This window comes from Rhodospirillales bacterium (genome assembly GCA_023898785.1).
Lineage (GTDB): Bacteria > Pseudomonadota > Alphaproteobacteria > Micavibrionales > Micavibrionaceae > TMED27.
On the sequence record CP060239.1, the window covers coordinates 1,415,484 to 1,430,513 of the forward strand.

Below are 15,030 nucleotides of genomic sequence, written 5' to 3' on the forward strand. Positions count from 1 at the left end.
CAGACTACTTTTGAAAAGACTTTTGAAGAGACATTGTAGAAGAATTTAACGAGAAATACAGACCTCATGCACGAACTAACAAATACAATTGCAAACAATGTGTTAGCGGCTTTTAGCGGCCAAGCCTCCAAAAGCGTTATGAATGCGATTCAAAGCGCCAGCGCCAAAACCGGGGTTGATTTTGCCTATCTGATGCAGCAAGCCAAGGCTGAGAGCAGCTTTGACCCACATGCCAAGGCCAGGACCAGCAGCGCTACGGGGCTGTATCAGTTTATTGAGAGCACATGGCTGAATACGATTGAAAAACATGGCTATAAGCATGGAATCAGCCTTGAGGGCAAGTCTCGTCGGCAAATCCTGAATATGCGCAACGACCCGGAAATTGCGGCCAATATGGCGGCAGAATTTGCCAGTGAGAACCAAAAGTTTCTTGAAGATCACTGGGCGAAAGGCGAGAAAGACATCGGCGCAACAGAGCTGTATCTGGCGCACTTTCTGGGAGCGGGAGGCGCGGCGGGCTTCCTGAATGCGCGTGATGAAAATCCGCTACAAAAAGCAGCCTATATTTTCCCGGAAGCGGCCAAGGCCAACCGCAATGTGTTTTATGAAGCTGGCACTTCGCGCCCGCGTACGATGGATGAGATTTACGCCTTCTTTGATAAAAAGTTTCAAATTGAAGGCGCCCCTGCTCCGCAAGCCCAGCCATCGGCTAAGAGTACGCCGCACTCTGTGGTGTATCAGGATATTGCCAGCGAGGCGTTGCTGGCCTTTGGCGTTGAAAATTCAGGGTTTGAATATAGCAGACGCTCTCAGGATCACCTGATCAACCGGTTGTTTTCCCGCGGACACCAAGAGCTTGAGAATATCTACGGGCAGCACACCGCCTCCTCTCCTTATCAGGCTCTTCTCCACGCGCCGATTGAGATTATGCTGCTGGCCGAGCTGGATTTACCAACCAACCCTGATATTACGCGGCATAAATCGTATTTATAATCGTTTATCGTCATTGTGAGACAACCCGAAGGATGGGCGCGGCAATCTATTTTTTTGTCTGGATTGCTTCACTTCGTTCGCAATGACGGCTATAGCTAGTCTTCATGAGCAATATTATCCATATTTTAAATAAGCGCATTGCACTGACTCAACATGTGGGCGGTTTTCAGACCTCAATTGATGCGGTGCTGCTGGCTGCTGCTTGCCCGGCGCATGCGGGGGAACGCCTTCTGGATTTAGGCTGCGGCGTGGGCAGCGCCTCTTTGGCCGCGTTAAAACGTATTGAGAACACAACACTGACCGGAATTGATATTTTGCCAGAAGTCGTTGAATTGGCTAAGCATAATGCCAGGCTGAACGCCATGGTAGAGCGCACGGATTTTCAGTGCATTGATGTTCGCGATTTTGAAGATCTAAGTTTTGATCATGTGATCTGTAACCCGCCTTTTCTGGATGCGGGAGAGCATGTTCGCTCCCCTTCTCAGGCTAAAGCCACGGCTATGGGATTTGGCGAGGACGATATGGATCTGAAGGACTGGGTGGATTGCGCCCATCGCAGCATTGCCGGACAAGGCTCGCTCACACTGATCCACCGGGCCGATCAGATTGATGAAATCATACGGGCCATGGGCAAGCGCTTTGGCGCGGTTGAGATTATCCCGTTATGGCCGAAAGCAGGGCAAGAGGCCAAGCGCGTCATTGTGCGAGCGCGTAAGCACCGCAAAAGCCCGGCGAGAATTCACGCCGGGATCGTTTTGCATCAGGAAAACGGTGATTATACGGCGCACGCGGAAAACATCTTGCGTGAAATCGCCCCCATAGCTTAAATTGCATGCTCAAAGAGGAACCCTTGATATGTCCGTGAAAACGAAAGTCTGTGAAACCTGCGATAAACTCTCGAATCTGCCGATTATTGGCGGAATTCTCAAGCCCAAGCCGCGCGTTTCTATTTTGCGCTTATCGGGGGTGATTGCTGATTCCGGGCCGGGGCGCGGCGGGATCAGTCATCATAAATATGAGAAATTTATCACCGATGCTTTTGATGAATTTGACTTGCAGGCCGTGTTGCTGGTGATCAACTCACCGGGCGGGTCTCCGGCGCAAAGTGCGCTGATCGGCGATCAGATCCGCAGGTTGTCGGAAGAAAAAGAGGTTCCGGTTTATGCCTTTGTCGAAGATGTGGCAGCGAGCGGTGGATACTGGCTGGCGGCGGCGGCGGATGAAATTTATGCGAACGAAACCTCGATTGTCGGATCAATCGGCGTCATTTCCGCCGGATTTGGTTTTAAGGATTTAATCAATAAATATGGTGTTGAGCGCCGCGTTCATACCTCCGGTAAAAATAAAAGCTTTTTGGACCCGTTTACGGAGGAAAAACCCGCCGATCTAAAACGGTTAAAAGCCATTCAAGGAGAGCTGCACGAAACTTTTATCCGGTGGGTCAAGGAGCGCCGCGGTAAAAAGCTTAAAGGCAAGGATGAAGAGCTGTTTGACGGGAGTTTCTGGAGTGCGAAAACGGCGTTGGAGCTGGGGCTGGTTGACGGGTTTGGCGAGGCGAAAAGATTTGCAAAAACGAAGTTTGGCGAAGAAATTAAATTCGTTGAGCTGGGGCCGGAGAGAAAGCTGGTGTCTTCCTTGCTCGGTTCCGGTATGAAAAGCTCACTGGCGGAAGATGCGATTGAGGCTCTCGAAACCAAAGCCGTTTGGAGCCGGTATGGTTTGTAATTTTTAAATGCAAAGGACATAAAGTCAGACAAAGACAAACAAGGCCCGTTTTGAAGACTTTTTAGCCTTTTGTTTTGGAAGAGTTTTTCCTTCTTTTAAGCCAAAGAATCTTGATCCCAGCAAACATCATAAACACCACCAAGATTATATTTGATGCCAGTAATACAGCTTCCATGTATGTAAACCACGGAGCAGCCATCAAACCAAGCGCTGTTAAAATGAGCAATTTTTTTACCAAACCGGAAAATCCCGCCCAAAGCATGCTCACAATCAAAGGAATCGTAAACAGCAATACAATATCCATTAAAAGGAATATTGAGGAGAATGATTCACAGACACCATCGCCGCAAAAACCGCCCCATCTATAAAACGGCAAGGGAAACCCATATATAACAGACCCGTCCGCCCCTGGTGCCGACTTAGTGAAATATGTCGTTAGAAACCACAAAATGACTATGAAAAACGCTGCCCCTGCAAAGGCCCAGCTATTCCATTTGCACTTTTTGAAAAGATTCAGAAACATTCGATAGAACCTTTCTAACTTTGCGTCTTAAAACTCTACGCTTTCATCTTCTCGCGCAGATATTCGGCGACCTTATCAAGGTGGATGCGCTCTTGTGCCATGGTGTTGCGCTCACGCACGGTGACGGTTTGATCCTCAAGCGTGTCGTTATCAATCGTGAAGCAATAGGGCGTGCCGATTTCATCCTGACGGGCATAGCGCTTACCAATATTTTGCTTGATATCGAGATCGACGGGGAATTCCTCGCGCAGTTCCAGATAGAGTTTCTGTGCAATCGGTACATGCTCTTCCTTCGCGGTCAGCGGCAAAATGGCGGCCTTTTTCGGGGCCATTGCGGGGGTGAAGTTGAGATAGACGCCGGAAGGGCGATTTTCATCCACTGTGTAAGCCTCGCATATCAGTGCCAGCACTCCGCGCGTTAGGCCGGCAGCCGGTTCGATCACGTGGGGAATATAGCGCTCATTATCGCGGGCGGGATCGAGATATTCCATCTTGACGCCGGAGTGTTCCTGATGGGATTTCAGGTCGAAATCGCAGCGGTGGGCAATGCCTTCAAGCTCGCCAAAGCCCGGATCGGTGAAGGGGAACTTATATTCAATGTCCGAGGTGCCGAGACCTTCCTTGGCATAATGGGCCAATTCATCGGCATCGTGTTTACGCATCTCCATATTGCCTTCGGTGAGGCCAACGGATTTCCAGAATTTAACGCGCTCATCAAACCAGAATTCCTGCCATTTTTTGGCCTCATCGGGGTGGCAGAACCATTCCATTTCCATTTGCTCGAATTCGCGCGAGCGGAAGATGAAATTGCGCGGGTTCACCTCGTTGCGATAGGCCTTACCGATTTGAGCAATCCCGAAGGGCATTTTCACGCGCGTTGAATCGAGCACGTTTTTGTAATTCAGGAAGATGCCTTGGGCGGTTTCAGGGCGCAGATAAACCTTGTTTTCTTCGCTTTGAATCGGCCCGGCATGGGTTTCAAACATCAGGTTGAAGGCTTTAGGCTCGGTCAGCGTGCCAGGCTCTTTGGTGTCCGGGCCGATAATCTTCGCGTAATCTTCGATCGGCAATTTGGTCAAATTGATCTTTTCAAATAATGACAGATCGGAAGGCATGCCAAGCTTTTTGAGCTTTTTCTCCATTTCGGAATCTTCGGTTTCTTCGTGGAATGCGGGCCAGCGGTCGGCCTTTTCCGAAGTCAGGACGATGAGATGATCCTGCCGGTAGCGTTTCTTGGTTTCCCTACAATCGACCATCGGGTCTGAAAAGCCCCCGACATGGCCCGAAGCCACCCAGGTTTTAGGGTTTTGGATAATGGCCGAATCGATCCCGACAATATCGACCGGCGCACCATCGGGGCCGAGCGGCGGGGTGATAACCATCGCCTTCCACCAGCGGTCACGCAGGTTGTTTTTCAGCTCCACGCCCAGCGGGCCGAAATCCCAAAAACCATTCAGGCCGCCATAAATATCACTGGCTGGAAAAATAAATCCACGGCGTTTACACAGCGCGACGATGTCTTTCATATCAACAGGCACGAAAAATCTCCTCAAATACCCATATAAATTTTATTACTTTGGTTTTATTCACCATGGAGGTGCGCAGAGCAGCAATCCTGTGTGAATAATGCCCCACAATGGCCTGATTGCACATCAAAAACAAGCGTTTTTCAACCCGCCCCGCTTGGCAAGCACGGCGGAAGAATAACTGATTTTATTAAACAGAGCGAAGAAAAAATAACTTAATAAATTTAGTTTTATAAGTTAAATAGTATTAATTTAAAGTATTATTTCTTAATAATTCTATTTTGTTTTTGTATATGTATAAATATTGTTTGTTTTTGTATTATATAAATCCTCTGTATATACATATTTATCCCTTATTTTTCTTGACTTTTTATGTTTTTACTGTATTTATTTACAATAACTGAGAAAGGAGGAGGCTATGTCTAGTATTATGCAACACACGCATGCGCCCTCTTCTGTTGCAGGGTACAAAGAGGTGACTCCCGACATGCGTGATACCGTCAAAAAGGAGATCACCAGTGGCAACACAAGCGATATGACCGGCGAGCATGTTCATACAGGCGATCCAATGATCGAGGCTTTTGAAGACGCTGAGTGGGTAAGCGCTTTTGACTTTGATGTGGGCGTGTTCAATATGGCAGCTAGCAATAATTCGCTCTTTTGGTCTTATGAGGAAGAAGAGGAGGAAGGGGAAGAAGAGAGTCTGGAGCCTGAAGCCGCATAAAAATTCCAGGCTCAGAACTTATTGATTATGAATTCACAAGATAGTTGGTATGCGATTCACTTGTGATGAGGGGGGTATCATCAGTAAATCATATTCCTGACCTGCTGTGAATCGTTAATGTTTATAGGTCCTGAGCCCAAGTTAAACCCCGCAATTATCAATCAGCCGCGTTTTGCCTAGCCATGCGGCGGTAAGTACGCGCTTCCATTCCGGCCTATAGGCTACATAATCGACCTTATCAAACCCTGCCTCAACAAGCATCGCCGCCGCTTCTTCCAGAGCTTCATTACTTGGGTTCTCTGCTGCCTTGTAAACCACCTGATTAAGCATTCTGGCAATCTCCAGCTCGCCTGCGCCCAAATACGCATTGCGCGAGGAGAGCGCCAGGCCGAATTTATCCCGCGCAATCGGTCCGCCAAGGATCTCGATACCCATGTCCTTATCCACTACCATCTCGTGGATCACCTGTAATTGCTGAAAATCTTTTTCGCCAAACACCGCCACATCAGGCTCCACGGCTTTAAAAAGCCGGTAAACTACGCTCACCACCCCGTCAAAGAAATGCGGGCGGAAATCACTCTCTAAACCCGCTGCCGCCGCACCTGCTTTTTGATCGCTCACCGCGCCCTCAGGATAAAGATCGCCTTCTGTGGGCGCATAAACCGCATCCACGCCTGCAGACTTCAGCAATTCCACATCGCTTTCCAGATCACGGGGATAGGTATCAAAATCTTCATGCGGGGCAAATTGTGTTGGATTAACGAAAATGCTTACAACGACCTTATCGGCTTTCCCGCGCGCTAGCCGCATCAGGCTCAAATGCCCTTCGTGCAACGCCCCCATCGTCGGCACAAACGCTATGCGTAGGCCTTGCGCTTTCCAGTCTTGTACAAGGACCTGTAAATCTTTCTGGGTATGGTGAACGCTTAAGCTCATGAGGCCTTTTTAACCTTTCCGGCTGCGCTCATGCCATAAAGCTGCGCTTCAGCAGGAAACGCCCGTGCCCGCACATCGGCGGCATAGCGCGCCGCGGCATCTCCAATTATCTCGCCAACCTGCGCATATTGTTTGACGAATTTCGGGACATGCCCGCTGGTAATCCCGACCATATCCTCGCTCACCAGAATTTGCCCGTCGCACACAGCCGAGGCACCAATCCCGATTGTTGGAACGCCCGCAGCCAGCGTAATTTCCGCTGCCACAGACTCAATCGTCGCCTCAATCACAAACGCGCTCACGCCGGCTGCTTCAATCGCTTTTGCATCAGCCAAAAGCTGCGCCTCGCTGTCAGCCGAACGCCCCTTAACCCTAAAACCTGTCTCTTTAGTCACCGATTGCGGCATCAGGCCAATATGCCCGATCACCGGAATGCCTGCCTTGACGAGCGTTTTAATCGTCGCGGCCATCTCTACCCCACCCTCCAGCTTTACGCCCTGCGCTCCGGTTTCATCCATGACCCGCCTTGCATTGTTTAAGGCCTGCGCAGGGGACTCTTCATAACTCCCAAACGGCATATCAACAATCACGCAGGATCGTGTGGAGCCACAGGTCACAGCCCGGCCATGATTGATCATCATCTCCAGCGATACGCCCTGCGTAGAGTCCATACCATACAACACCATGCCCATAGAATCGCCGACCAGAAGCAAGTCGCAATGCGGATCAAGGATCTGCGCAATCCGCGCCGTATAGGCGGTCAGGCACACCAGCGGCTCGGGCTGGTTTTTATGGGATTTGATTTCTTCGATCGTTTTTCTCATCTGGCCTCTTGAGATTTTGGACAATGCGCCCTAAATTCCAAATTATGCTTACCAAAGTTTTCGTACTGTTGCTAGCTCTTTGCGCCGTAAACGTAAACCCTGCGGCGGCGCAAACAAAGCTGTTGCCGCAAAGCCAGCAGCAAATCCAGCTCTCCTTCGCACCGCTGGTTAAACAAACCGCCCCTGCCGTTGTTAATATATATACAAAACGTACCGTATCACAAAGAAGCGTGCATCCCTTCGCTCGCGATCCCTTCTTTGCACCCTTCTTCCGCGATGACTTTTTCGGTGGACGCATGCGCAAACAAATCGAAAGTGCGCTCGGCTCCGGTGTGATTCTTGCATCCGACGGTTTGGTGGTCACCAACGCCCATGTTATCCGAGATGCCGATGAGATTACGGTCGTGCTCAGTGATGGCCGGGAGTTTGAGGCCCGCCTTGCACTGGCCGATGAGCCATCTGATTTGGCGTTGTTGCGCATTGATGATCTTCGCGGCGAATCCTTACCTTATGTATCTCTCAAGCCCAGCGAAACGCTGGAAGTTGGTGATATAGTGCTGGCCATCGGCAACCCGTTCGGTGTCGGCCAGACGGTCACCAGCGGCATTGTCTCTGCACAAGGGCGCTCTTCGCTCGACATTAACGACTTTAACTTCTTCATCCAGACCGACGCAGCGATTAACCCTGGCAATTCCGGCGGCGCACTGGTCGCACTGGATGGCGGCGTGGTCGGAATCAACTCTGCGATTTATTCCCGTGATGGCGGCTCGCTGGGCATCGGCTTTGCGATTCCATCCGAAATGGTCGCCAGCGTAATCGCTGCGGAAAAAGCCGGTCAAAGCGGCGCGCGCGGTGTAATTCGCCCATGGCTTGGTGTTACCTCGCAAAATCTCAGCGCTGACATTGCTGCCTCACTGGGCCTCAAAACGCCGCACGGCACATTGATCAATGCACTGCACCCGGCCAGCCCGCTCAAAAAAGCCGGGGTGAAAGTCGGTGATGTTATTCTTTCGCTCAATGATAAGGAAATTCGTGACGCCTCAGAAATGAAATTCCGCATGGCCACCGTGCCCCTGGGCGATAAGGCTAAGGTCACGCTAATGCGTCAGGACCAGAAGCTGAATGTCTATGTCGAGGCGATGGCTCCGCCTGAGGATCCGCCGCGCGATGAAACATCTTTAAGCGGCGAGCACGCGCTGAATGGCGCGGTGGTTGGTAACGTCAATCCGGCCGTTGCGCTGGAGCTGGGTCTGAGCAGCGATGCACAAGGGATTGTTGTGCTGAAAGTTGCGCGCGCCAGCCGCGCCGCGCGGGTGCTCTCACCCGGTGATCTGCTGGTTGAGATCAATGGCCGCAAGATTAACGATGTGAAGGACATCGAAAAAGCGCTTAACCGTGGAAGCGGGCAGGGACTCTCGCTGGTCATTCAAAGCGGCGGGCGCCTGCAACGCATCGTGATTCGCTAAGGCATTAAAAAAGGCGCTTATTTAAGCGCCTTTCAACCTTGATGTCTATTTAATTCAATGCAGGTCATGTTCAGGCTTGTCTAGCCCTGGTGAAAAGAAAGGTTCTTGTGCAAGGCTCAAAGTAAGGTAACAAGACCAAAATCTTTCATCTCCTTGTCTTCTAGCATCAACAGTGGCATTTGTAATACCGCGTTGGAACAGGTAGATGGAATTCTGATCAACCTTACCATCCGGCCCCTTGACCTGAGAGGGATCATTCATCGGTATAAGTGAAGCACTCATAATCTTCTCCTTGATTTACGCGCATGGTACCAGAAAACGCAAAAAATTGCAAGTTTATATGAAAAAGAGACGCCAGAATTGGGAAGCGCTTAAGGCAAGAGGGACTACCTCCTGTACAACATACCGCCTCCGGGCTCATTCATCCACGGCTAAAGCCGTGGTGTTCTGTCTTCGACCACATAAAAAACGGGCCCGTAACGGCCCGCTTTTCTTTGAATTTATAACGCTTTGACGTTTAGGTTTAGGCGCCGCGCTTAGAGCTTGTTGATTTGTTAGGCGCTTTTTTAGGCGCGGCTTTTTTTGCTCCGGCTTTTTCGCCTTTTTCAGCCTTAGGAGTGACTTTCTTTTTCTCGGCTGGTTTTTTCTCGGCTGGTTTTTTCTCGGCTTTAGCTTTTTCGGCTTTTTCTTTATTCTTTGCTACGGTTTCTTTCAATTCTTCGGACGCTCCCACCGGCATGTCCTCGAAAACAGGACCAGAATCTTTGCCTTTGGCTTCGACGTCACGATCGACCAGCTCGATTACCGCCATCGGCGCGGCATCGCCATAGCGGAAACCGGCTTTCAGAACGCGGGTATAACCACCAGAGCGTCCTTCGTAGCGCTCAGCCAGGACATCAAAGATTTTGCTAACCATAGCTTCGTCACGCATTTTGGAGATGGCCTGACGGCGTTTTCCAAGTGCAGTGGCCGGGTTGGCACTGGCTTGTTTACCCAATGTGATGAGTTTTTCGATATAGGGCTTGAGTTCCTTGGCTTTGGGCAAGGTCGTAGTGATCTGCTCATGTTTAACCAAGCTTGCCGCCATATTTGCCAGCATTGCCTTACGGTGGCTGGAGTCACGGTTTAGTTTACGTTGTTTGATACGATGTTTCATCGAATCGTCCTTTCTGCACCACCTTTGGCGCGGCTGCGACTTTAAACGGGTAAAGCCATTTTACATAATGCAAACCCTCTGGGGAGAGATTAGCTGAGAGTATGTTGTTTTCCCGGCCTTGTTCGCATGTGGGGTACTCACCCCTATTTTTAAATGGGGCCCCGCAATGCCGCAGCCCCACATCAAACCCTAGAATTGTTGATCATCCGCCTTTTTGGCCAGATCTTCAATATTTTCCGGCGGCCAGCCTTCAACCTGCATGCCCAGATGCAAGCCCATGATGGTCAGCACTTCCTTGATCTCGTTCAGAGATTTCCGGCCGAAGTTCGGTGTACGAAGCATGTCGCTTTCGCTTTTCTGAACCAGATCCCCAATGTAAACGATGTTGTCGTTTTTCAGGCAATTGGCAGAGCGAACAGAAAGTTCAAGCTCTTCAACCTTTTTCAGCAGGTTTTTGTTGAACGGCAATTCATGCTCTTCTTCTTTCTCGGTGGCCACTTCCGGCTCATCGAAGTTCACAAAGACTTGCAATTGATCCTGCAAGATGCGCGCCGCGAAGGCCACAGCATCTTCCGGCGTGATAACGCCGTTTGTTTGCAATGTCAAAGTCAGCTTATCATAGTCGGTGATTTGGCCAACGCGAGTATCTTCGACTTCGTAGGTGACTTTGCGGATCGGTGAGAACACGCTGTCGACCGGAATGAGGCCCACAGGGGCTTCTTCCGGGCGGTTTTGTGCAGCCGGACGGTAGCCTTTGCCTGTATCCACGGTCATTTCCATGGAGAGCTTGGCACCTTTGTCCAGTGTGCAAATCACCAGATCAGGGTTCATAATTTCAATGTCAGCACCCGCTTCGATTTGTGCGGCGGTGACTTCGCAAGGGCCTTCTGCGGAAAGGCGCATTTTCTTCGGTCCCTCGGCATGCATGCGCACAGCCAAAGCTTTGATGTTCAGGATGATGTCTGTGACATCTTCGCGAACGCCTTCTATGGACGAAAATTCGTGCAATACACCATCGATTTGCACAGCTGTAACGGCAGCGCCTTGCAAAGATGAGAGCAGGATCCGGCGCAGGGCGTTGCCCAGCGTTAAGCCAAAGCCACGCTCCAAAGGTTCTGCGACGACTTTCCCGGTGTTGGGAACTTCTGAGTGTGAAATATCGAGTTTGCTTGGCTTAATCAGTTCTTGCCAGTTTTTCTGTATCATTTGGTTTTTCCTTCTCACTTCATCCGGTTCTTAGCCGGCCTCTTAGTTGGGTTAAAAAATCTTCTTTGAAGAGGCCCCACCAACTCCTTTTGGTAATCGGGGGGACGTCTTCGGCAATTACACGCGGCGGCGTTTCGGCGGACGGCATCCGTTGTGCGGAATAGGCGTCACGTCATTGATCTGCTTGATCGTAAAGCCGATGTTTTGCAAAGCCCGCAGTGCGCTTTCGCGGCCTGAGCCAGGGCCTTTGACGCGAACGTCAACTTCTTTCATACCGTGTTCCTGCGCCTTGCGGCCAGCATCTTCAGCCGCCATCTGGGCAGCGTAAGGCGTCGATTTACGAGAGCCTTTGAACCCCATCATCCCGGCAGAAGACCATGACACAACATTGCCTTGCTTATCGGTAAAGGAGATCAACGTATTGTTGAATGTTGAGTTTACAATCACATCGCCAGAGACGATGTTCTTTTTCTCTTTTCTTTTTGCTTTTGTCTTTGGTTTAGCCATTTTTTACGCCCTCCTTACTTCTTCTTACCGGCAATCGGTTTTGCAGGGCCTTTGCGCGTACGGCAATTTGTTTTTGTACGCTGACCGCGAACAGACAAGCCATTACGGTGGCGCAGGCCACGATAGCATTTCATGTCCAACAACCGCTTGATGTTCATGGATGTCTCGCGGCGCAGATCCCCTTCGATCATATAGGCGTCGGTGTCGATTTCGGCGCGGATGCGATTGAGTGTATCTTCGTCCAGTTCACCCATGCGCTTTTGTACATCGATTCCCAATTTGTCACAGATTTTAAAAGCGGTGGTACGGCCAATGCCATGAATATAGGTCAGGGCAATCGGCGTACGTTTTTTGTCGGGTACGTTAACCCCGGCAATACGTGCCATTTCATTTTCCTTTCAATTTCAACTGAACCGTAAATGGCTCCGCGCGTTAAGCTTTCACCAGCCGGTTCATAAACCAAAACACCCACAATAATGGGATTGTGGGTGCAATATAGGGATTTTGGTCCTCGCGTCAACTAAATAATTCGCACGGTAAAGCCTGACCTTGCGCAACGAAAGCTTATTTTAAAACGGCGTCGATCTGGGCCGTTACGTCCGTGATTGATTGCATACCATCAATATGGCGCAAAATGCCGTGATTTTTGTAATATGGCAGCACGGGCGCGGTCTGATCATTATAGACTTTCAACCGGTTTTTGAGGGTTTCGGCATTGTCATCGCTGCGTTGGCCCCCGGTTTCAGCCGCACGGGTCTGGATGCGGTCGATCAGGGCCTCTTCATCGACTTCCAGCACAATGACGTGATCGAGCTTGCGGCCCATATGGGACAACATATTATCCAAGACTTCGGCTTGGTCGACTGTGCGCGGGAAACCGTCAAGGATGAAGCCTTTTTCGCATTCAGGTTCGGAAATGCAGTTGGCGATGATTTCGATGATAATTTCGTCGGAGACGAGTTCGCCGGAATCCATAATAGACTTGAGGCGTTTGCCCATATTGGAGCCAGAAGCTACCTCCCCGCGCAGCATATCGCCGGTCGAAAGCTGTTTGATACGGTATTTGTCCTGAATGAGTTTGGCTTGTGTGCCTTTACCGGCACCGGGGGGGCCGAACATAATCAAGTTCATTTGTTGTTCCTTTTATTTTTTCTAACGCGTGCCGCGCATCATGCCGCGACGTTTACCCAGCTTGGCTTTCTTCATTAGGCCTTCATATTGGTGCGCGATCAAGTGCGAATGAATTTGTGCGACCGTATCCATGGTCACACTCACCACAATCAAGAGCGATGTTCCACCGAAATAAAACGGCATATTGTATTGGGAAATCAGAAATTCCGGCAACAGACAAATAAACACCAGATAGGCTGCACCCAAGACCGTAATGCGCGTCAGGATATAATCCAGATGATCGGCGGTATGTTTTCCCGGGCGAATGCCGGGAATAAAACCGCCATATTTGCGCAAAGTGTCTGCATTTTCTTCGGGGTTGAATACAATCGCAGTGTAGAAAAAGCAGAAGAACATAATCAGTGCTCCATAGAGCGCCATATAGATTGGTTGACCATGGGCAAGATATTGCGAAATTGTAGCGGTGAAATCGCCACCTTCTGCACCGCTGAAACCTACAATTGTCAGGGGCAGGAGCAGCAAAGACGATGCAAAAATCGGTGGAATCACACCAGCTGTATTCAGCTTAAGCGGAATGTGGTTGGTTTCACCTCCCATCATTTGATTACCTTGCTGGCGTTTAGGATATTGCACGATAACGCGGCGCTGGGCACGCTCCATAAAGACGATGAAAACAATCACACCCGCGATCATCAAAAATAGAGCCAAAAGTTCTAAACCGCTGAATGTTCCCTGACGGCCCAACTCGAGCGTTGAAGCGATAGCGCGCGGCAATTCAGCAACAATCCCGGCAAAGATAATCAGCGAAATCCCGTTACCTATGCCGCGCGCGGTTATCTGTTCACCCAGCCACATCAGAAAGACGGTGCCACCGACAATGGTGATGACGGTGGAGATACGGAAAAACAGGCCCGGATCAATCACGGCGGAACCGGTGGAGCCTTGCATGCTTTCCAGACCAACGGCCAGCCCGTAAGCCTGTACAGTGGCTAACAAAACAGTGAGGTAGCGGGTATATTGGTTAATTTTCATGCGGCCGGTGCCACCCTCCTTTTTCATCGCTTCGAGCTGCGGCGACATAGCGGTCGCAAGTTGCATGATAATTGAGGCCGAGATGTATGGCATGATGTTCAGTGCAAAAATAGTCATCCGCGAAAGCGCACCACCAGAGAACATGTTAAACATGTCCAGAATACCGCCGCCTTTTTGCGTGAAGATTTCGTTCCACACATGCGGGTCAATACCGGGCACAGGGATGTATGTTCCCAAACGGTAGACGAGCAAGGCCCCCATAACAAAGAGCAAACGGCGTTTTAAATCTGTAGCTTTGGCCAGAGCGCCCCAATTCGCGTTTTTGGCCAGTTGTTCGACGGCTGAAGCCATGGACAGTCCTTTTTTGACTTAAGAATGTTTAAAGACACAGTCATAAAGAAAAGTCGGGGAACACACAAGTCCCTTAGACGCTGAAATTATGCTTGATCACAGATGGTTTTGAAAGAAAAACGAAACAGCTATTGCGCCAGTTTCTTGTCCCACTTGCTGCATTTTGAAGCGACGCGAGCATATTCCTGTGGGCTATCATGGGCTTTTTGGCGTTTGCCAAGTATGGGCATTATCTTGTTTTGATAAGCTTCAAGCTTGGACATGTATTGTTCTTGAATTTTCTTTTGTGCTTCATTAACTTGTGATTTCGGAATTGGGCCTATCGCCGGATCGATTTTGTACACGTATTTCGACAAGAAAACTTTAACCTTCGGTGAAAATTCACGGACAAATTTACGCAAGATTCGGATATGGCCTTTTTCGTGCGCCATTACGGCATTATGTTCGCATGTCGAGCGGTTAAAATTGCTGGCAATATGAATTTCTGGTTTGGCGTAAAATGTAACTTCAAGCTGTTTGAGCTTTACGCAAGCCTTCCCCCCAGCTTCCGTGATTTCGAATTTGCCTTCCGTTTTGAATCCTATTTCGCCGCCGCCGAGACCGCCAACAGATGAACCTCCTCCTCCGTGAAGTTGTGTGAGGTCTTTGGAGGATTTGGTCCGAATATATTTCGTGCGTGTGGTCGCCGTTTTTACGGATAAGGACGGCTTTGAGGCTTTGCATGAAAGTTGTTCAGGTGCGCTTTGCGATGATTTATGGTTGTGTGATTTAGAAGAACTATGTGCAGATGCCTGCGCAGCATAGACCAAAATGCTCAAAAACGCATATAATATCAGTATGTTGATTTTGTTTCTTGCCCTGCCCGTCATGTGTATTTCTGCCCTTTGCGCATATTTTGCTTCCCCATTGTATAGTCAAGAGATTTAAGGA

The 15,030-nt window shown here is 49.8% G+C and carries 17 protein-coding genes; 5 read left to right on the forward strand and 12 right to left on the reverse strand.

What is annotated here, in order from left to right; genetic code table 11:
• Positions 1–66: 66 nt before the first annotated feature.
• The 3 genes from H6859_07070 (at position 67) to H6859_07080 (ending at position 2,718) form a co-directional block, all read left to right on the forward strand.
• On the forward strand, positions 67–993 hold the full coding sequence (locus H6859_07070) for a transglycosylase SLT domain-containing protein (protein ID USO04915.1): 927 nt from the start codon (positions 67–69) through the stop codon (positions 991–993).
• A gap of 104 nt (positions 994–1,097) precedes the next feature.
• Complete coding sequence (locus tag H6859_07075) at positions 1,098–1,820, forward strand: methyltransferase (GenBank protein ID USO04916.1); 723 nt, start codon at positions 1,098–1,100, stop codon at positions 1,818–1,820.
• Between the two features lie 28 nt (positions 1,821–1,848).
• Entirely contained in the window at positions 1,849–2,718 is an 870-nt protein-coding gene (locus tag H6859_07080; GenBank protein USO04917.1) for a S49 family peptidase, read from the forward strand.
• Between the two features lie 61 nt (positions 2,719–2,779).
• On the opposite strand, the gene H6859_07085 is transcribed toward H6859_07080, so the two are convergent.
• Positions 2,780–3,241: a hypothetical protein gene (locus H6859_07085; protein ID USO04918.1), complete on the reverse strand. Its 462-nt coding sequence runs from the start codon at positions 3,239–3,241 to the stop codon at positions 2,780–2,782.
• A gap of 35 nt (positions 3,242–3,276) precedes the next feature.
• On the reverse strand, positions 3,277–4,767 hold the full coding sequence (locus H6859_07090; GenBank protein USO06729.1) for a glycine--tRNA ligase: 1,491 nt from the start codon (positions 4,765–4,767) through the stop codon (positions 3,277–3,279).
• Between the two features lie 418 nt (positions 4,768–5,185).
• Here H6859_07090 and H6859_07095 point away from each other — a divergent pair, with 418 nt between their 5' ends.
• Positions 5,186–5,491 (forward strand): hypothetical protein, encoded by a 306-nt coding sequence (locus tag H6859_07095; GenBank protein ID USO04919.1) that lies wholly within the window; start codon positions 5,186–5,188, stop codon positions 5,489–5,491.
• A 141-nt stretch (positions 5,492–5,632) separates the two neighbouring features.
• Here H6859_07095 and H6859_07100 read toward each other — a convergent pair whose 3' ends face one another.
• Both H6859_07100 and panB read right to left on the reverse strand, forming a co-directional pair.
• Positions 5,633–6,427, reverse strand: coding sequence for a pantoate--beta-alanine ligase (locus H6859_07100; protein USO04920.1), 795 nt, complete (start codon positions 6,425–6,427; stop codon positions 5,633–5,635).
• Positions 6,424–7,251 carry a 3-methyl-2-oxobutanoate hydroxymethyltransferase gene (gene panB / locus H6859_07105; GenBank protein ID USO04921.1) on the reverse strand — a complete coding sequence of 276 codons (828 nt, stop codon included), beginning with the start codon at positions 7,249–7,251 and terminating at the stop codon, positions 6,424–6,426. The genes H6859_07100 and panB overlap by 4 nt, the downstream gene beginning before the upstream one ends.
• A 44-nt stretch (positions 7,252–7,295) precedes the next feature.
• On the opposite strand from panB, the gene H6859_07110 reads away from it, so the two are divergent.
• Positions 7,296–8,717: a Do family serine endopeptidase gene (locus tag H6859_07110; protein ID USO04922.1), complete on the forward strand. Its 1,422-nt coding sequence runs from the start codon at positions 7,296–7,298 to the stop codon at positions 8,715–8,717.
• A gap of 54 nt (positions 8,718–8,771) precedes the next feature.
• On the opposite strand, the gene H6859_07115 is transcribed toward H6859_07110, so the two are convergent.
• The 8 genes from H6859_07115 to H6859_07150 form a co-directional block, all read right to left on the reverse strand.
• Positions 8,772–8,999 carry a hypothetical protein gene (locus tag H6859_07115; GenBank protein USO04923.1) on the reverse strand — a complete coding sequence of 76 codons (228 nt, stop codon included), beginning with the start codon at positions 8,997–8,999 and terminating at the stop codon, positions 8,772–8,774.
• Between the two features lie 241 nt (positions 9,000–9,240).
• The gene (rplQ, locus tag H6859_07120; protein ID USO04924.1) at positions 9,241–9,873 is read right to left on the reverse strand and encodes a 50S ribosomal protein L17; all 633 of its coding nucleotides are present in this window, start codon (positions 9,871–9,873) and stop codon (positions 9,241–9,243) included.
• Positions 9,874–10,062: 189 nt separating this feature from the next.
• Positions 10,063–11,079 carry a DNA-directed RNA polymerase subunit alpha gene (locus H6859_07125; GenBank protein USO04925.1) on the reverse strand — a complete coding sequence of 339 codons (1,017 nt, stop codon included), beginning with the start codon at positions 11,077–11,079 and terminating at the stop codon, positions 10,063–10,065.
• 117 nt (positions 11,080–11,196) lie between these two features.
• On the reverse strand, positions 11,197–11,586 hold the full coding sequence (gene rpsK / locus H6859_07130) for a 30S ribosomal protein S11 (GenBank protein ID USO04926.1): 390 nt from the start codon (positions 11,584–11,586) through the stop codon (positions 11,197–11,199).
• A 14-nt stretch (positions 11,587–11,600) separates the two neighbouring features.
• Positions 11,601–11,972, reverse strand: a complete 372-nt coding sequence (gene rpsM / locus H6859_07135; protein USO04927.1) for a 30S ribosomal protein S13 — start codon at positions 11,970–11,972, stop codon at positions 11,601–11,603.
• A 178-nt stretch (positions 11,973–12,150) separates the two neighbouring features.
• A complete protein-coding gene (locus H6859_07140) occupies positions 12,151–12,717 on the reverse strand; it encodes an adenylate kinase (GenBank protein ID USO04928.1) in 567 nt (188 codons plus the stop codon).
• A gap of 21 nt (positions 12,718–12,738) precedes the next feature.
• Positions 12,739–14,100, reverse strand: coding sequence for a preprotein translocase subunit SecY (gene secY, locus H6859_07145; GenBank protein ID USO04929.1), 1,362 nt, complete (start codon positions 14,098–14,100; stop codon positions 12,739–12,741).
• Positions 14,101–14,228: 128 nt separating this feature from the next.
• Positions 14,229–14,969 (reverse strand): hypothetical protein, encoded by a 741-nt coding sequence (locus tag H6859_07150; protein USO04930.1) that lies wholly within the window; start codon positions 14,967–14,969, stop codon positions 14,229–14,231.
• Positions 14,970–15,030 lie beyond the last annotated feature (61 nt).